This window comes from Sphingomonas beigongshangi, assembly GCF_016820445.1.
Classification (GTDB): domain Bacteria; phylum Pseudomonadota; class Alphaproteobacteria; order Sphingomonadales; family Sphingomonadaceae; genus Sphingomonas; species Sphingomonas beigongshangi.
The window spans coordinates 108,274-125,683 of the sequence record NZ_JADHDT010000005.1 but is presented as its reverse complement, the minus strand read 5'-3'; the positions used below and the strand labels follow the sequence as shown (position 1 = coordinate 125,683).

The window sequence follows — 17,410 nt, the reverse complement described above, 5'->3', positions numbered from 1 at the left end:
CGCGGAAAAACAGTGCCAAGCCGGGGAAGCTATCTTATCTGCGACCGCGACATGGACGAAAACGGATTGAAGCAGGCGATCGCCGCCGCGGCGGGCGCACGCGCAACGGTGCGGATCGAAGGGGTGCGCGCGGGCATCGTACTCGATGCGACGGGCCTGCCGCCCGAAGCCCGCGACGCGCTGGAGGCGGAGGTCCGCGCCGCCGCTGCGACCGCATGGAACGGCGAATTGCGCGTGATCGTCACAGCCGAGCGGGTGCGGCGGCGCATCGTCGCGGTGGCGAGCGGCAAAGGCGGCGTCGGGAAGTCGACGATCGCCGCCAATCTGGCGATCGGCTTGGCCCGCGCGGGCCGGCGCGTGGGGCTGGTCGACGCGGACATCTATGGCCCGTCGCAGCCGCGACTGATGTCCGCCGAAGGCATCCGGCCGACCGCCAAGGACAAGGTGCTGGATCCGGTGCCGACGCCTTTTGGCGTACCGATGCTGTCCATGGGCCAATTGGTGGAACCGGGGCGCGCGCTGGCGTGGCGTGGACCGATGGCGGCTGGCGCACTCGGCCAGCTGGTCGAGGCGGATTGGGGCGCGACCGACACGCTCGTCCTGGATCTGCCGCCGGGTACGGGCGACGTGCAGCTCACCATGGTGCAGAAATACAAGCCGGCAGGGGCGGTGATCGTCTCCACGCCGCAGGACCTGGCGCTGATCGATGCGACGCGTGCCATCGACCTGTTCGACAAGGCCGGCGTGCCGGTGATCGGACTGGTCGAGAACATGGCCGGCTATGCCTGTCCGCATTGCGGCGAGGTGTCGGACCCATTCGGTCGCGGTGGCGCAGAGGCGACCGCGGCGCAGCTCGGCTTGCCCTTCCTAGGGCGGGTCCCGCTCGCGATCGACATTCGCATCGCGAGCGACGCCGGGCGGCCACCGGCCGCGGACAAGGGGGATCGCGTGTTCGCGCCGATCGCCGCCCGGGTCGCGCATTGGCTGGAAGACCGATAGGAACCCAGCGCCGCCGCTCGCGCTATAGCTGCTGCACCTGAGGGAGACCTGTCATGCCGCTGACCGACGATGCCGGGATCAAGACGCTGCTGGAGAATGCGCGGAAGATCGCGATGGTTGGCGCGTCGGACCGGCCGGACCGGCCGTCCTATGGCGTGATGGAGATGCTGCAGCGGCACGGCTATCGCGTGATCCCGGTGAACCCGCAGATCACCGGCGAGCACGTCCATGGCGAATTCGTCTTCCGCGAGCTCGGCCAGCTCGGCGATCCGATCGATATCGTCGACATCTTCCGCCGTCCCGAGGCGGCCGGCCTCGCGGTGGATGAGGCGATCGCGATCGGCGCCAAGGCCGTGTGGATGCAGTTGGGCGTCGTCAATCACGCGGCAGCGGCACGTGCCGAAGCGGCAGGCCTGACGGTGGTCATGGATCGCTGCCCGGCGATCGAGATCCCAAGGCTGAACGTCGCGCCCATCACGGCTTGATTTGGCCACATTGACGCGCGACCATAAGCCGTAACCCGTACGGGAGTGCCCGATGCTCGTCGCGTTGTTGCTGATCCAGGCCGAAGCCGCCGCTGCTTCGCCACCGATCCGCATCGGACAGCCTTTCGTCGAACAGCCTTGCCGCTACGATCGGAGCAGCACCGACATCACCGTTTGCGGCAAGCGCAGCGCCGACCGGTTCCGCGTGCCGTTCATCGTCCACGAAGCGGGCGACCGACGCTACGAGGGCGTGCCCGCCGAACGCGAGCGGCTGCTCCACCGCACCAATCCGACGAGCGACCTGACGCCCTTCCTGGTCGGCGGCGGGATGACCGGCGTGAAGATGAGCACGCGCGGCGGCGTCACCGGCGCCACCGACCGGCCGTTGGCGCCCTGAGCGGCAGCATGATACTGATCCTGCTTGCCTTGCAGGCGGCGTCCGTGCCGTCGCCCCAGAGCCAGACTCCGCCCAAGACCCAGACCCAAACGCCGCAGAGCTTCTCCATCCTCGCGCCGAGCCCGTGCGGCACGCGCGACGACAAGGGCGACATCGTCGTCTGCGCCAACGGCGCCTCCTCGCAGGCGCTTCCGCTGCCAGGCGAAAGGGAGCCGCCGAAGGGACGGGGCGCGAACCACGATCTGTCGGCCGTGCGGGCGCTCGAACTGGAGGGGACGCCGTGCGCGGCGTCACAATGGGGATGTACCGTGGGCTTCGGCCCGCCGATCGTGCCGCTGGCGGTCGCCGCGGCAAAGGCGGTCAAGTCCGCCTTCGCGCGCAAGCCGGACAAGCGCGGGCGCGTCGCCATCCCGCTCGACGACCCGCCGCCCGCAGGGACGCTGCTGCCCTGAGCCCCCTCGCCAGCCGGCCCGTAAGGCCTTAATCGGGCTGACATGAGAGAAGCGGAGGGGCTGCGGAGCGACCGCGTCGGACAAGTCGTGATCCTGGGCGGCGGCACCGCGGGCTGGATGACCGCAGCGGCGCTGGCGCGCACGTTCGCCGGCCGCGTCGCGATCACCCTGCTTGAATCGGAGGAGATCGGGACCGTCGGCGTCGGAGAGGCCACGATTCCCACGATCCACTGGTTCAACGAGCTGATCGGGCTGGATGAAGCCGCCTTCCTCGGCGCGACGAAGGCGACGTTCAAGCTGGGCATCGAGTTCGTCGACTGGCGCAGCCCCGGCCACCGTTATTTCCATCCGTTCGGCCAATTCGGCGCGCCGCTGCCCGGCGTCGCCTTCCATCACCGCTGGCTGAAGGCACGAGCCGACGGACACGACCTGCCGCTTTCCGCGCTGTCGCTGGCGACCGCGCTCGCGATGCAGAACCGCTTTGCCAAGCCCGTGGCGGACGCGCGGTCGATCCTGTCGACCCTGGGCTATGCCTTCCACTTCGACGCCGGTCTGTATGCGCGGCATCTGCGCAGCCTCGCCGAGAGCGCGGGCGTGACGCGGATCGAGGGCAAGCTCGCCCGCGTCGAGCGCGACGGTGGCGGCGGCCACGTGACGGCGCTGGTCACCGAGCGGGGCGAGCGGCTGGCAGGCGACCTCTTCATCGACTGCTCCGGTTTCCGCGCCTTGCTGATCGAGGGCGTGATGCAGGCAGGCTATGAAGACTGGTCACACTGGCTGCCGTGCGATCGCGCGGTCGCCGTGCCATGCGCGCGCGTCGGAGAAACGACCCCCTATACGCGCTCGACCGCGCGTGCGGCCGGGTGGCAGTGGCGCATCCCGCTGCAGCACCGCACCGGCAACGGCTATGTCTATGCGAGCCCGCACCTGTCCGATGACGAGGCGGCGGCCACCCTGCTCGCCAATCTCGACGGCGAAGCGCTGGCGGAGCCGCGCTTCCTGCGCTTCGTCGCCGGTCGCCGACGGCGCGCGTGGATCGGCAATGTCGTGGCGATCGGCCTGTCCTCAGGCTTCCTCGAGCCGCTCGAGTCGACCAGCATCCACCTGATCCAGAGTGGCATCGCGAAACTGCTGACGCTGTTTCCCGATCGCGACATGGATCCGGCCCTGGCGCGGCGCTACGATGCGCTGTTGTCGGCGGACATGGACAATATCAAGGATTTCCTGATCCTCCACTATCATGCGACCGCGCGCGACGAGCCCCTGTGGCGCGCGGTACGGGCGATGGCCGTTCCGGAGACGCTGACGGAACGGATCGGTCATTATGCGCGCGCCGGGCGGCTGATGGTGGGCAGTGACGAGCTGTTCCGCGACGCCAGCTGGCTCGCGGTGCTGGACGGCCAGGGGATTGCGGCACGGGACTATAATCCCGTCGCCGACACGGTCGATCCGGTGGGCAATCGCAATCAGGTGCAACAGATCGCCTCCTTGATCGCGCGCGCCGCGCCGACGCTGCCGGGGCATGACGCCGCGCTTGCCGCGCTGCTGGAGCCGGCACGGTGACGCCCGAGATCAGCGCGCGGCATGTCGGCGGCGATCGCCAACCGGTCGTCGTGGTCGACGGCTTCCACCCCGACCCGGCGGGACTGCGGATGGCGGCGCTCGCCGCGTCGTACGAACCGGGACGGCATCACTATCCCGGCATTCGCGCGCCCCTGCCTGGGGACTATTTCGACGCCGTGCGGCCGCCGCTCTCGCTGGTGCTGCGCGAGGTTTTCGGCGCGAGCGGGATCGACCTCATTGACGCCAGCTTCTCGATCGTCACGACACCGCCAGCGGCGCTCACCATCGCGCAGCGTATCCCGCACGTCGATGCGGTCGACGACGATCGCATCGCGATGGTCCATTATCTGTCGCCCGACGACGGCGACGGCACCGCCTTCTACCGCCACCGTGCCACGGGATTCGAGACGATCGACGCCGCGCGCGGCCCCGGCTATGCGGCGATGCTGCAGCGCGAGCTCGCCGGCTACACGCCGCCCGCCGCCTATATCGCGGGTGACACGCCGCTGTTCGCGCGGATCGACGGCGTTGCGGGGCGTTTCAACCGGGCGGTCTTTTACCGCAGCGCCATGCTGCACAGCGGCGCGATCGCGCCGGATGCCGCCCTGAGCGACGATCCGGCGCGGGGTCGGCTGACGGTTACCGCCTTCTTGCGCGCGGTGCCGGCGTAGCGGGCGAGCCCGGCGGCTGCACCGCGAGATAGACGGTGCTCCACAATTGCGCCGCGTTCGATTCGTCGACGTCCTGCTTGCCCGCGCCGAACGGCACGACGCGGTACTTCCCGCCGTCGAATGCCCAGGACCAGAGTTCCGAGCTCTGCGTCGCGCGCGTCGCCTGGATCGCGCGCCACAGCGCGCCCTGCGCCTCGGTCAGCGTACGCCGCGTCGAAGGCGGCAGATCGGTGCGCGCGAGCTGCCGCGCCAGACCGGCGGCGAACAGCGCCTGCTGCCATGACCACACGACCGCGCCGTGATAGGCCGCCGGGGTGAAGCGCGCCTGCACCTCGCGCGGCGCGAGCGCGGGATTGGCGACGAGCAGGCCGACGTCGGTCATCAGCCCCGCCGGGAACGGACGGGCGAGCGCGGCGACATAGGTGTCGAGATCGTCCGGATCGGGATCGCCGAACAGGAGCGCGAAGCCCTCGTCCGAATTGATGATCGGCACGGGCCGCCCCTTCGCATCGAGCGACAGCGCATGATAGACGAGCGGCCGGCCGCCCAGCGCAGTGATCGCGGGATCGGCGGGTACACCCAGCGACTGCGCATAGTCGCGGATCATCGGCGCCGCCTGCGCGGCGGGCAGGCTGACGCGGAACAGGTCCGGCGCCTTGGCGCGCCAGGTCACCGCCATTGCGCCAGCGCGCATCAGCGACGCACGGTCGGCCGGTTTCACATAGGGGTCCAGCAACCCGCTGGCGAGCAGCTTCGCCCCCGCGTCCAGCGCGGCCGGGACGAGCACGGCGTTGACGTCATAGGCATATTTGCCGCGACCCAATCCCTCCTCGCTGTCCCGCCATTCACCGGTCAGGCGACCGTCGTGGATGGCGACGAGGTTGGCCGCCGTCGGGACGTCGGCGAAGCGGCGCGCCTGTTCCACGACGAAGCGCAGGTTGCGCACCAGCCCGGCGCCCGCGGTCTCGCTGCTACCAGGCCGGGCGGCGCTGGGGATCGATCTGGCGAGGAATCGCCGCGCCGCGGCGCGATCGCCGAGCAGATAGGGCATGGCGACGGGCGCCAGCATGTAATCGTCGTCGACCATGCCATAATCGAGCGTCGCGCCGTCGCCCCCACTGCCATCCTTGCGATGCTCGACGACCGCGAATTCGCCGATCCCCTCCTCATGCGCCACGTCGCCCGGCGATCCGAGGCGGGCGAGGACAGAGCCAAGGCCCGCCTCGATCGCGGGCCCGCGCAACGCAGGCATCAACAACCGCAGCGACATCAGGGTATCGCGGCCGAAATAGGTGTTGAAGCGCCACGACCCGGCGTTGAACTTCTCTCGATAGCTTAGGAAGCGCAGCGCGTTGCGCGCCCCCGGATCATTGGCCGCATTGGCATTGAGCAGCTCGTCGAGCGGGATGCCGTGCAGGGGAGCATCCCCACTCGTCGCGACGATCCGCAGCCGGATGCGACCGTTCGCGCCGGCGGCTATCCCATCGGCTGTCGCCTGCCCCTCCAACACCGTGATTTCGAGGCGATATCCGGCGGCGCCGTCCAGACGGTCGCGCTGCCAGACGATCGTGCTGCCACTTACCTGCGGCGCGCCGACCGAGACCTCCGCCGGAAAGCGCCCGATCGCCTGATAGTCGCGCAGGAAGCGGACATTGGTCAGCACGGCCTGCTTGAACGCCAGACGAGGGGCAGCGATCGAGGCCACCGTCTGGATGCCATAGAGGGGACGTCCCCGGGCATCGCGCAGGGTCTGCGGACGCGGCGCCTGATCGAGCGTCCATGTCGCCGGTGCGGCAAGCGGTTCGAACCACAGTCCGACGCCGCTGTTGCCCGCCGGGAATGCGACCAGGATGCGCGGATCGGTACCGTTGCGCAGAAGCAGATGCGCCGCGACCGCACCGTCGCGAACGAAGGCGTTGAGATTTTGTCCCTCCGTCAGCTGATAGGCGAGTTCGGGCGCCTTGCCGCCACGCTGCGCATTCCCCTGCCCCGCCATCAGTCCGGCCGCCGCGAACACGCCCGAAATCAATCCGCCCGTCAGCATCACCCGTGCGATCCGCGTCATCCCCATTCTCCCGATATGAAGAGGGCGCGGCAGCCTGTCGGCCCGCCGCGCCATCCCTGTTGTCATCCTGGCCAATACCGGCGGCAGTGAAACGTTCCCGCCCACCGCCGCCGCCACGCCGGGTCAGAACCGCATCGTCAGCGAGCCGCCATAGGTCGGGCCGACGATGCCGCGGGCATAGAAATAGCCGTTGGTGATCGCCTGCGTCTGGCCCTGACGCGGATTGCCCTCCGTCAGGCCGATGACGTTGAAGATGTTGTCGGCATTGAGGTTGAGCTGCAGCCTGTCACTGAGGTTGAAGTTGACGCCGACACCGGTCACGCCATAGCTCGGCAAGGCGACACCATTGCCATTGTCGGCGTAGATCTTGCCGGTGAACTTGTAGCGCGCATAGACGTCGCCGATCCCGTTCGGCAGCTTGTAGGTCGGCGTGATCGTGAACAGCTGCGCAGGGGTCCGCTCCGGACGGTTGCCCTCGTATTGCCGGCCTGCGTCGACCCCGTTCAGCTGCAGGTTGAGCAGCTTCGGGTCCTGGAACACACCCTGGAAATCGACCGCAAAGGCGTCGATCGGCCGCACGACGAAGTCGATCTCCACGCCGTTGGTGCGCAGGTTCGCGTTCAGATTGACCTGCTGCGACGGATTGTTGGGATCGGAGAAATTATAGTTCTGGTTGCGGAAGTTGGTGCGGAACACCGTCGCCGAGCCCGAAAAGATCTTGCCATACTGATAGCGGACGCCCGCCTCGTATAGCTCGATGGTCGTGGTCGGATCGACGTTATTGGTCTGGAAGCCGTTCGCATAGCGGGCATAGACCGAGAAGTTCGGCGTAAACAGGTAGTTGGCGCCGATCGTATAGGCCGCCTTCTGCCGTGTACGCTTGGTCTCGGTGAACGTGCCGTCGAAGCTCGACCCGACGTTGCGGACGACGCCGACCACACCGGGCTGGACCGGCTGGTTCACTGCCGACGCATTGCCGTCGCGTGCGGTCGCCTGGTCGCTCTCCCAGCGGATACCGCCGTCAATACGCAGGTCGCCGAACGCGATTTCGTCGTTGGCATAAAGCGAGACCGTGCTGTCGAGCCGCTCGCGGATGCCCGCGCCCCAGTCGCCGTAGGAGACGAGACCGTTGTCCGACAGGACCCCGACGACCTGATTGCCCGCGTTGAGCGCAACGATGTCGTAGATGTCGCTGTTGGTCTTGACGTCGTTGACCACGCTGGCGGTCGCGGACTGATCCTGCGAACGCTTGACGTTATAGTACATGACGCCGGCGGTCAGCGAGTTCTTGAAGCTGCCGTTGTCGACTTCCCAGCGGCCGCCGACGTTGATGCCGAGATCGCGGCCGTCGATATAGTCGTGGTTGAGCGTCGTCCGCTGCAGGAAGCCGTTGCCGTTGAGCGCGTTGAGCGCGTCGGTCTGGTTCGCGCCGAGCACCACGCCCGTGCGCAGGTTCTGGATGCCGAAGCGCACCGCCGTCGGATAGGCCGCGGCGCCGGCGGTCAGCAGGTCGTTGATGGGGGAGTTCGCCCCCGGAGTGAGATAGTTGACCGCGCTGGTCAGCCCCGCGTTGCCCGTGCCGGAGCCGGGGAACAGGCCGTTGAAGTCATAGGAATACTTCAGGTAGCGCGCGTGCGCGAACAGGTCGATCGAATCCGACACCGGCTTTTCGATGTCGAGGCGGACCTGCGCCGTCCTCGCCTTGATGCCGTCACGATACCGGAATTCGCGGAACCCGCTGGGGTGTGCGAAGGTCGAGACGGGCACCGCGATGTTCGAGAACGCATCGCCGCCGACATTGCCGAACTGCGTATCGAGGCTGGGGATGCCGGTCGGCTTGTTGTTGGTGAAGCGATAGGGCTGGTCGGCGTAATAGGCGTTCTCGACGTCGCCACCCTTCGCGGACAGGCGGATATAGCCGCCGCCGTCGAGCCTGTACTCGAGCATGCCCTTGAGCCGCCAGCCGGCATAGTCGAAGGGATTGTCGCGCACGCCGGGGCTCGACTGGATGTAGCCGCCGACATTGAAGGCGAGGTTGTCGGCCAACGGCGCGGAATAATAGAAATCGCCGCGCTTCATGCCGTAATTATAGGCGGTGACGCGCGCCTGCCCCTCCGCCTCGTTGAAATTGGGGCGCTTCGAGATGAAATTGATCGTCGCGCCCGCGCCGTTGACGGTCAGCACGCCCGACGAGCCGCCCTTCACCGCCTCGAGCCGATCGATGGTGAGGTCCTGGTCGAAGAAGAAGTCCGCGCCGCCCCCGCCGTAGAGGATCGGCATGCCGTCCTCCTCCAGCTGGACGAATCGCTGGCCGCCGCCCTGCAGGCCGCGCACCGAATAGTTGTTCGACACCTGGCCCGCCGTCGCCTCGACGAAGATGCCGGGGACGAGGTTGAGCATGTCCGCGGTCGAGCGGGGTGCGAGACGGTCGATCGCCTCGCGATTGGCATAGGTGATGTCGGCGGACGCGCTGATCAGCGGACGATCCCGGGACGTGGTGCCGGTGACGACGATGTCGCCGAGGTTCTGGTCCGCCTGGGCGGCCACGTCACTGTCTACCGGGCCTGACGGCTGCGACGTCTGCGCCGCGGTACCGGGCGCGGTCTGCGCCAGCGCGGGCATGGCCGGCAGCGCCGCGGCGCCCAGCAAAAGCGCGGCCCGAAAGCCGATCGGCGAATTGGTCAACACAACCCTCTCCTGAACTAAATACTTCATGCGGCGCTGTTTTTAGCCACTGCGAGGCAAGCGATATGACCGCGTGCGACGGTACCGCAATCGATTTCAACGCGGATGTAACCGTTTTCGCCCGTACTGTGGCGACGCTGCAACGCTGCCCGCCGTCCGGCCCCCGATCGCTCGACGACCCGCGATCCGCACGCGCTGCTACCGTCGCAGGCGGCGTAACATCCGTGCCATGACGGGCCGCCGGGCGAGCTTTTTCCCCCGTCCAACCAGGCCATCGAAACCCATCGAGGCGATCGCGATCACATGATTGGCGAGGGTCGGACGCAGAACCAGCAGGTCGACGCAGGCGATGCCGTTGGTGGCTAACAACCGCTTGTGCTGCCCCTCGCCTTCGGTGAAGTCGAACCAGCGGAAGCGGTCTTCGAAGAGCGCCGCCATCGCCGCGGCGTGGAGGACGGTGCCCGGCGACAATTCGCCGTAAGCCGGGTCGTGCCCGACATGATCGTAGCGAAGCGCGCTACCCTGTGCCGTGCAGCAGAGGTAGGCGACGGGCTTGCCGGCGATCAGCAACAGCCAGGCACGCAGCTCGTCGCGCGCCGCCGCCGCCCGCAGGGTCGCGACCCGCCGGCTGTCCTCGGGCAGCCCCGCGTCGAGCAGACGCTCCTGATAGGTGCGCGCCGAGATCATTCGGGCGAGCGGGTGGAAGGAGTCGAATTGCTCTGCGGTACGGAAGGCACGGATCTCCAGTCCTGCCGCGACCGCCTTTTTGGACTTGCGCCTCAGCGTCGAGCGCGCCTGACCGGACAGGCTCGAAAGCCACGCCGCATGGCCGATCGACAGGTCGGTATAGTAGCGCGTGTAGCACTGGCGCTCCGCCACGATCCGCCCCTTGGCCTCGATCCGCTCGCGGAGCGCCTGAGGAAGCGACGTGACCAGATAACCGTCCCCCGCCCTATCCGGCAGCGCCGGTACGCGCAGGGCGAGGACGTCCTCCAACGACAGCGCGATGCGGTCCAGTCGGCGCGACACGCTGGCGAGCGTGCGGGCACCGATCTGGAACCGCAGCGGGACGACGGTCACGCCGCGCGCTCGGCGACCCAGTTCGACCAGAGCTGTTCCGCCTGCCGCCAGCGGCGGCGGCGCGCACTCGGCGCGAGCGGCACATCGTCCTGTCCCAGCGCCAGCGTCGGCCGGTCGGCGAAGTGCGTCGTCGGCAACACGGCGCGCCGATCGGCCAGCATGCGGAACAGCGCCTCACACCGGCGGACGTGCACCGCATTGGCGCGGGTGCCGAGGCGATTGGCGAGCTCGAAGCCGTGGCTCACGATCGTCACGGCGGCATGCCCCTCCGCCACCGCATGGTCGAGGGCGGCCTCCGCCTCCGCCGACGACAGCGCACAGAGCTGGAAGTGACGCCAGAGCCCCGGTGCCTCGGCGATCACGGTCACGGGCACTTCGGTGACCCGGGCACGCAGCGGCGCGATCTGCGACGCCGCGAGACCGATGCGGCTCTCGTCCCCTTCCGCGCCATTGTGGCTGCTGTCATAGAGGAATCCGAGTTGCGCCAGCGCCTTCAGCGTATCGTCGTTGGCCGCATAGCCACCGGCGCGGAAGGCGATCGGGTGCCGCGCACCGGCGGCGACCAGCAGCTCGGTCGCGCCGCGCAGCAGGTCGATCTGCTCAGCGAGCGAATATTTGTACAATTGGAAACGGCCGTGCGTGGCACCACGATCGCCGGCGCGCCCCCCCGTCCAATTGGGGTGGAGGTGCAGCTGTACCTCCTGCTCGGCCTCCTGGATCGCCTCGACCATCCGCCGGATCGGCGCGAGCCCGAACAGCAACGCCGGCATCGGATCGACGAAGAAACAGGCCTTCAGCCCATGCTCCGCGAGCAGCCGCAGCTGAAAGCCCAGGCCGACCCCGGCGGGCTCGATCGACCGGGCATAGATTTCATCGGCGTCGAGCCCGGCGGCGTGGTGCCGCCACGCGAATTCGGTGTCGATCGTCAGAAAAACGGGCGTCGCCATAGCCACGCCCTATCGACCACGGGTGAACAAATGGCAAAAGATGACAAAGGCTTCAGGGAACGATGCCGTAACGCCGATAGTCGTCGTCGATCCGCGGCGACAGCGTACGCGCGGCCAGCAGATCGGCCTTGCCGTCGTGCCCCTGCTTCGACGCGATCACCCCGCGCATGTACAGGCTCTGCGCCATGTCCGGTTCCGCGTCCAATGCGGCGGAGAGATCGGCCAGCGCGTCGTCCAGCCGGTTCATCCGGAAATAGACCATCGCCCGGCTGTCCAGCGCATCATAGGTCGAATCGCTCAGCTCGATGGCGCGCGTGCAATCCTTGAGCGCGGTGTCGAGCGCCACGTCGAGCGTTCCCTTGATCCAGCAGCGGCTGTTGAGCAGCTGCGGATTGCCGGGACTTGCCGCGACCGCCTGATCGATCGTCGCGATCGCGGCGTCCTTGTTGCCCGCGCGCGCCAGCACGTCGGCCTTCAGCGCCATCATGCGCGCCTTGTCCTCGCCACCGGCGTCGATGCGGACCTGGACCAGGTCGAGCGCGGCGTCCGTCTGCCCGGTATCCGCCCGCAGCAGCGCCAGCTGGCGGATCACGGCCTCCGAATCGGGCTCAAGCTTGTGGGCAGCCTCGAGATCGGCGAACGCCTTGGCATTGTCGCCGCCGTCCCGGAACAGCCGCGCGCGCCAGCGATAGCTGTCGACGGTGGGACTGATCGCCAGCGCGCGCCCGAGATCGGCGATCGCGGCGGGCCGGTCGTAGATCTGTTCGCGGAACCAGGCCCGCTCCGTCAGCGGTCCCGCCTCGTCCGGCTTGTCGGCGATCGCCTGGTCGTAGAGCGCGAGCAGGCCGGCGAACCCGCCGAGCTTGCGCGCCGCCTGGACGCGCTGGTAGCGCGACGGCAGGTCGGCCGGCGCGACGATGCTGAGCAGCCTGCCCTTGGCCGCGGCGAGCGCCGCGCGCTCCGCGGGGATCTGCTCGACCGCCACCTCTCCCCCCGGCGACACCGCCCGATCCTCCACCGTCAGCCAGGCGCCGTCGCGCTTCACCGTTCGCGTCACCGTCGCGCCGATGATCGGGCGCGCGAAGCTCTGGTCGCCGTCCAGCGCATAGCCGTTGCCACCGGCGGGCAGGCGGATTCGGGTGACCGTACGATAGTGGAACCCGTCGCCGAGACCGGCGGGAATAGCGCGCCACGTGGTGCGCGACCGATCGGGCTCGAAGGTGAAGTCGCTGATCGCATGGTCGATCGCCGATCGGAACCGCTGGTCGCGGCGCTTCCATTCGGGATAGGCGATCCCGGTCGCGCTGATCGTCGCCAGACCCGTCGCGGGGTCATAGGCGAGCTTGCGATCGACGACGGTCACGCTGCCGATCAGCTTGCCGAGCATCGTACTCGTCATCGTCGCGATGTCGTCCTTGCTGGCCTGCGCCTGCGCGGCCTGGATCATCTGCGCGACGCGGCCACGGACGCTGACCGTCGCCTTGAACGGCGCGGGCAGGTCGACACCCGCGCTCTCGTCGAGCTCGGTGGCGAGTTCGACGTCGGGCCGGGCATGCGCGCGCATCGGCAGCGGGATCAACGCCGACCCGGCGGCGCGCACGGGCAGGACGTAGCGGAACGGCGGCGTGTCGGTGACGTCCTCCAGCCGCGCGCCGCCGTCGGTCCCGTCCAGCCACAGGACCTGCCCGCCGACCGTCGCGCGGACGAGCACATGGTCGAAGGCGCCGGGTGTCGGCAGGCGCGTCGGCAGCAGGTCGCCGAGCTGGCTGTTCGCCAGGACCGGCTCCGCCTCTATGCCAAGGCCATGGAGCAGCGCGAGCAGCAGCAGCGTCTTCGCCTTGCAATCGCCATAGCGCGCCGCCCAGGTCTCGGCGGGCGTCTGGGGACGGTAGTTGCCCTGGTCCATCCCGTTGAACAGGTAGCGGATCTGGTCCTGCACCAGCCGGAGCGCCGCGGCGGTCCGCAGCATCGGGTCGGGGCTTGCCGCCCTGATCTTCGCGATCTCGCCGGCGAGCGCGCCGCCGGGCGCGATCAGGCCATCCGTCGCATAGAGCGGGGCCATGACGCGCGAGACGTCCTCCCAGCCCCCGAAGCTCGACGCCTCCAGCACCGGCAGCTTGCGGAACCGCGCGGGCGCGTCGCTGGGCAGGTCCGCCGGCTTGGGCAAGGGAAGCGGCACCGTCAGCTCGTGATAGCCGCCGGCGACCGTCTCGACCGGCGTTGCGCCATCGGCATAGGTCTTCCACCGCACGGCCGCCTTGTCCGGCCAGAGCAGCCGCGCACGGGCGAAACCGATCTTGAGCGGCGCGGCGGCGAGCGGGGTGAACCCCTGCATCTGGCCGCCGAGCGCGCCGTCCTTGCGCGTGATCGATGCGACGACGTGCAGGATGTCGCCGACCTGGAGCCCTTCCACCGCCATGGTCGCGGTGAGCATGCCGTCGAGCTGGCGCTGCTCCAGCTTCTGTTCGCGGCGGATGACGGAAAAGCCCTTCCCCGCCTTGATCAGGTCGATGCGGTCGCCGCCGCGGATGATTTCCGCGCGATGGACGATCAGGTCGCCCGCGGCGGGCTGCCACGTCAGGCTGACGGTGCCCAGCTGGCCGAGCAATTCGGTCGTCGCGGCACGGGTCGCCGTGTCCGTATAGGCCCAGACGGTGCCGTCCTGCAGCCGCTGCTGGTTGTCGAGCATCAGCAGGACGGGCGAGTCGGCGGTGATCCTGGCCGGATCAATCGCGGGCGCCGGCTTCACCCAGTCCGGCGCGGGCTGATACAGGATCTTGTCTGCCGCCTGCGCCGACATGCTCGCCGACGCCAGCAGCGCCGCCACCACCCACTTGGTCATCATTCCCCCCGTCATTGCCGGCGAGTGTACCCGCGGCGAGACGGCGCGCAATGGGGCTTGTCCGTGCCGATCCCGTGCAGACCCGGCGCAGGGCCCGATCCGGTGCATGGACGCGGTGCCGCCCCCGCCCCGATCCGGCCCTGCCGGATCAGATGCCAAAGTGCGTCAGCGGCAGCGGCGCGGCGTTAGGCCACGACCCCGCAGCCGGCCGCGGCCTTGCCCACCTCCAGCGCGATGCGCGGATCCTTGATCTCGCCGGCGACACGGAGCAGGTCGCCGAGCGTCAGCTGCGCCGGATTGGGATCGTCGCGGCGATAGGCCGCGGCGGCGTTGCCGAGCTGCTGCAGCTGGCCGAGCGACAAGTTACTCTGCAACCGGTCGCCGACGCAGGTCGATCGCTGCGCGTCCAGGCCATAACGCTCCAGCCCCATCGCGATTCGCGTCGACGGCGCGGCACAGCCGGTGGCGAGCATACCCAGAGCGACGACGGCGACGAAACGGACCACGGCATTTCCCCTGCGTGAGCGGCAGCGGATTTGCGGCCGATATGGCCCAGAAACCCGGCTCCGCCGGAAGTGTTCCTGTCTGGTACTTCCCGCAGCGGGCGTGAGTAGTTTTGCCGAAGCGGTGGGGTGATTCCTGCGCGGTCTGGCGGTAGTTCGGCAAAGCCCGACCGCGCCCGCGAAAGGTCGCTAAAGTCGCACCCGTTCGCCTCGCTCATCGGCGGTGCCGCCGCCTCGACCGATCTGCCTACGATGGGAAAGAGCCGCAGGCGGACCGTCGCCTTTGTCGTACTAACACCATTCCTGCGGGTAGACATCGGAGATATATCCGGTTCGGATGTTATACTGCCGTTCGGACAGCGGGTTCTCGATGCCTGCCGTGATTGGGCGCCAATCGCTCGGAGCAAAGGTCATGTCTCACGCTGCATCTTCGCGGCGGCGATTCTGCACAGCGTCATCTCCGCCGCTATCATGTCGCAGGCCTCGCCATTGCGGTACTCCTACGCGATCACGGAATGTCCAGTTATGGGGGGAAGCAGCCCAGCCGCTTTTTGGCTTCGCAGATGGCGTAAGCTGCCGTTCGTTCATCGAACTCGCCACGGCAGCACTCGACCACCTTGAGACATGCAGCGTCGTTGATGTGAAAGCCGGTTTTGCTAATATCCGCCATTCCGGCCGGGCAGACCGGCAGGCCGGCTTTGCGCTCTTGGCAGTCGTAGATAGCCACCGATGGCGTTCCCAAAGAGAACCCGGCCGCCAGCTCCTCGGCATCCGAAAGGCGGCCGGATGCAATACAAAAAATCTCAGTAGGGTGAAAACACATGAAAACATTTACACCCAGAGAGTTAAATTATGAGTGATGCGAAGTGAGACAAAAAGCGAAGAATAAAAACCGTTTTGCGGTCAACCTCCCCAAACGGCGGTGGCCGCGACCAAACCGTCGATTAACCGCTTATGCGTCTCAAACATTTCGTTTAGTCCTCGAATCCCAACCGATTGGGAACCACCGTGAGCGGTAGAATTCCTAATCGCATAGCAAGAGGAAATGCCGTCCTTTAGACCCGGATTATCATCTACGAATTTGGAGAAAGCTTTATACCAGCCAGCATCAAAGCGTGTCAGCAATTGCTGTATTGCCTCACAATCGAGATTTTGCCCCCGCTTGAAATGTGACTTTATAAAATTTAACACATGATCGTGAGCTTTAGGGCGGAGACGACTCAAGATTATTATCTGTACCGATTGCTCGATATTGCCGCAGATGAGAACCGTTCCCAGCCTACATAGATAACTCTTGAGTTGATCATCTTCAGGTAAGGCTCGGGCCTGCGCGATGAAACCGTCGAGCGTCTTGAGCCGGGCCTTTAGCTCGTGATCCATAGATCAGATACCAGCAAAAGCTTCTGTCGCCATTTCGATACGCTTGCGGACGCTATCTTCGTCAGCGGTAGCTCGAATCCAATATCGCCTGAAGTCATCTCTTCCAAGCAGCGCACCGTAGGCGTCTTTAACGCTATCGCTAGTCGGCGGGCTACCGTTCTCAAGCCGCTTCGCCAGCCCGACCATAACGGCGTCGAAGACAGCAGCATTGAGAGATCGCGATGGACGAAAAGCCTTACTTCCCAGTGATTTATTTAACATACCGATGGTCTTCACAAAGATTTCCGCCCGCTTACTTCGTTCGGCATCATTGACTTTGTTCATAGACTGGGAATACTTGTTTAGAAATTTCGACATTGGACGAGAATACTTCGCGCTATCATCATGGAGTGCGAGGAAGCGAGTAATTAATTCTTGATCTTTCGAATGCTTATTAATTTCTGCTCCAAATATCGCCCTCCAATCGGCATTCACGTTCAGATCGCGGACCATATCTGTGAAGGGTCCAGCGGCGATTGCATTGCGGATTTCCTGCGCTGTTAATCGAATGCCACCAGTGTTGATGCGTTCGAAAACAAAATACACACTATCTAGAGCGTTCTCCGGCTCATCCTGTGAAAAAATGGTGGCATGAACGATCGAGTCGTCGAGTTTCAACTGATCCGACGGCGAGAGTTCGGCGTAGGTTTTGTTTGCCCACTCATCGATAACGCCAATTAGCCGAAACTTCCGCTCGCCGAACAGCCCGTCATAGTACGCCTGCAACGTACGCAAGCGTTGTTGTCCGTCGATCACGAGATGCTTGTTCGTCGCTCCCTCGCGATAAAGGAATATGCCCGGAACAGGCAATCCCATCAGCAAGGACTCGATGAACTTGGATGCGTGCCGCTGAGACCAAACAAATCGGCGTTGAAAGCTAGGAATTGTAAACGCCTCGTTACGCATCCGCTTAACGAGGGTATCGACGGTGTAATCTGCGCCGTAGCTGGTAATCGAAAAGCGCGTTGTTTCCGCCGTATCATCGCAAAGCGTCTCATCATCGACACCTTCGGCTAAGGCGATCTCATACTCGTCGGTAGACGCTACTTGATCGTCTGTACCGGGGCTTGCGGCTACAGCACCGTCCAGCGCGGGCGTTTCCGATACCGAAGTTTCTTCAGGGGCGCTTCCCATGTCGCTCACTGTCACACCCATTCTGCTATTCACAAACCCTTCTGGACGAAATTGACTGCGGAGCAAGGGCTAACGCGGCCTTGGTTGTCGCTCACCTCAATAGATAACAATACCGAAACGACCCATTACCATCGATCCCGGCGCCCCAATCTCGGCGGTTTCGGTTCT

General features: G+C 66.4%; 15 protein-coding genes. 6 read left to right on the top strand and 9 right to left on the bottom strand.

Features of this window, described 5'->3' with window-relative positions:
- The first annotated feature begins 51 nt into the window (after positions 1 to 51).
- Genes IQ292_RS10095 through IQ292_RS10070 form a run of 6 tightly spaced genes read left to right on the top strand, consistent with a single transcriptional unit; the run spans position 52 to position 4,567 of the window.
- On the top strand, positions 52 to 999 hold the full coding sequence (locus IQ292_RS10095) for an Mrp/NBP35 family ATP-binding protein (protein WP_238940982.1): 948 nt from the start codon (positions 52 to 54) through the stop codon (positions 997 to 999).
- A 53-nt stretch (positions 1,000 to 1,052) separates the two neighbouring features.
- Entirely contained in the window at positions 1,053 to 1,484 is a 432-nt protein-coding gene (locus IQ292_RS10090) for a CoA-binding protein (RefSeq protein ID WP_203310192.1), read from the top strand.
- A 52-nt stretch (positions 1,485 to 1,536) separates the two neighbouring features.
- Entirely contained in the window at positions 1,537 to 1,881 is a 345-nt protein-coding gene (locus IQ292_RS10085) for a hypothetical protein (RefSeq protein WP_238940981.1), read from the top strand.
- 8 nt (positions 1,882 to 1,889) lie between these two features.
- Entirely contained in the window at positions 1,890 to 2,333 is a 444-nt protein-coding gene (locus IQ292_RS10080) for a hypothetical protein (protein ID WP_203310191.1), read from the top strand.
- A gap of 42 nt (positions 2,334 to 2,375) precedes the next feature.
- Complete coding sequence (locus IQ292_RS10075) at positions 2,376 to 3,896, top strand: tryptophan halogenase family protein (RefSeq protein ID WP_203310190.1); 1,521 nt, start codon at positions 2,376 to 2,378, stop codon at positions 3,894 to 3,896.
- Complete coding sequence (locus IQ292_RS10070) at positions 3,893 to 4,567, top strand: DUF6445 family protein (RefSeq protein ID WP_203310189.1); 675 nt, start codon at positions 3,893 to 3,895, stop codon at positions 4,565 to 4,567. The genes IQ292_RS10075 and IQ292_RS10070 overlap by 4 nt, the downstream gene beginning before the upstream one ends.
- On the opposite strand, the gene IQ292_RS10065 is transcribed toward IQ292_RS10070, so the two are convergent.
- The 9 genes from IQ292_RS10065 to IQ292_RS10025 all read right to left on the bottom strand — a co-directional run bounded on the left by IQ292_RS10065 (position 4,536) and on the right by IQ292_RS10025 (position 17,242).
- The gene (locus IQ292_RS10065; protein ID WP_203310188.1) at positions 4,536 to 6,632 is read right to left on the bottom strand and encodes a glucosidase family protein; all 2,097 of its coding nucleotides are present in this window, start codon (positions 6,630 to 6,632) and stop codon (positions 4,536 to 4,538) included. The two genes, IQ292_RS10070 and IQ292_RS10065, sit on opposite strands and share 32 nt — an antisense overlap.
- Before the next feature lie 123 nt (positions 6,633 to 6,755).
- A complete protein-coding gene (locus tag IQ292_RS10060) occupies positions 6,756 to 9,320 on the bottom strand; it encodes a TonB-dependent receptor domain-containing protein (RefSeq protein ID WP_338057618.1) in 2,565 nt (854 codons plus the stop codon).
- Positions 9,321 to 9,515: 195 nt separating this feature from the next.
- Positions 9,516 to 10,397 carry a GNAT family N-acetyltransferase gene (locus IQ292_RS10055; protein ID WP_338057617.1) on the bottom strand — a complete coding sequence of 294 codons (882 nt, stop codon included), beginning with the start codon at positions 10,395 to 10,397 and terminating at the stop codon, positions 9,516 to 9,518.
- On the bottom strand, positions 10,394 to 11,344 hold the full coding sequence (locus tag IQ292_RS10050; protein WP_203310187.1) for a polysaccharide deacetylase family protein: 951 nt from the start codon (positions 11,342 to 11,344) through the stop codon (positions 10,394 to 10,396). Before IQ292_RS10050 ends, IQ292_RS10055 begins: the two co-directional genes overlap by 4 nt.
- Positions 11,345 to 11,396: 52 nt before the next feature.
- A complete protein-coding gene (locus IQ292_RS10045; RefSeq protein WP_203310186.1) occupies positions 11,397 to 14,189 on the bottom strand; it encodes a DUF3857 domain-containing protein in 2,793 nt (930 codons plus the stop codon).
- A gap of 182 nt (positions 14,190 to 14,371) precedes the next feature.
- Positions 14,372 to 14,692 (bottom strand): hypothetical protein, encoded by a 321-nt coding sequence (locus IQ292_RS10040; protein ID WP_287979967.1) that lies wholly within the window; start codon positions 14,690 to 14,692, stop codon positions 14,372 to 14,374.
- Between the two features lie 520 nt (positions 14,693 to 15,212).
- On the bottom strand, positions 15,213 to 15,416 hold the full coding sequence (locus tag IQ292_RS10035) for a hypothetical protein (RefSeq protein ID WP_203310185.1): 204 nt from the start codon (positions 15,414 to 15,416) through the stop codon (positions 15,213 to 15,215).
- Positions 15,417 to 15,592: 176 nt separating this feature from the next.
- Positions 15,593 to 16,069, bottom strand: coding sequence for a HEPN domain-containing protein (locus IQ292_RS10030; RefSeq protein ID WP_203310184.1), 477 nt, complete (start codon positions 16,067 to 16,069; stop codon positions 15,593 to 15,595).
- A gap of 3 nt (positions 16,070 to 16,072) precedes the next feature.
- On the bottom strand, positions 16,073 to 17,242 hold the full coding sequence (locus tag IQ292_RS10025; RefSeq protein ID WP_238941008.1) for a GmrSD restriction endonuclease domain-containing protein: 1,170 nt from the start codon (positions 17,240 to 17,242) through the stop codon (positions 16,073 to 16,075).
- Between the last annotated feature and the right edge of the window lie 168 nt (positions 17,243 to 17,410).

Coding starts and splice junctions, on each gene's coding strand:
- IQ292_RS10095 (WP_238940982.1), top strand. CDS start 52: ATGGACGAAAACGGATTGAAGCAGGCGATCGCCGCCGCGGCGGGCGCA.
- IQ292_RS10090 (WP_203310192.1), top strand. CDS start 1,053: ATGCCGCTGACCGACGATGCCGGGATCAAGACGCTGCTGGAGAATGCG.
- IQ292_RS10085 (WP_238940981.1), top strand. CDS start 1,537: ATGCTCGTCGCGTTGTTGCTGATCCAGGCCGAAGCCGCCGCTGCTTCG.
- IQ292_RS10080 (WP_203310191.1), top strand. CDS start 1,890: ATGATACTGATCCTGCTTGCCTTGCAGGCGGCGTCCGTGCCGTCGCCC.
- IQ292_RS10075 (WP_203310190.1), top strand. CDS start 2,376: ATGAGAGAAGCGGAGGGGCTGCGGAGCGACCGCGTCGGACAAGTCGTG.
- IQ292_RS10065 (WP_203310188.1), bottom strand. CDS start 6,632: ATGACGCGGATCGCACGGGTGATGCTGACGGGCGGATTGATTTCGGGC.
- IQ292_RS10050 (WP_203310187.1), bottom strand. CDS start 11,344: ATGGCGACGCCCGTTTTTCTGACGATCGACACCGAATTCGCGTGGCGG.
- IQ292_RS10045 (WP_203310186.1), bottom strand. CDS start 14,189: ATGATGACCAAGTGGGTGGTGGCGGCGCTGCTGGCGTCGGCGAGCATG.
- IQ292_RS10030 (WP_203310184.1), bottom strand. CDS start 16,069: ATGGATCACGAGCTAAAGGCCCGGCTCAAGACGCTCGACGGTTTCATC.
- IQ292_RS10025 (WP_238941008.1), bottom strand. CDS start 17,242: ATGGGAAGCGCCCCTGAAGAAACTTCGGTATCGGAAACGCCCGCGCTG.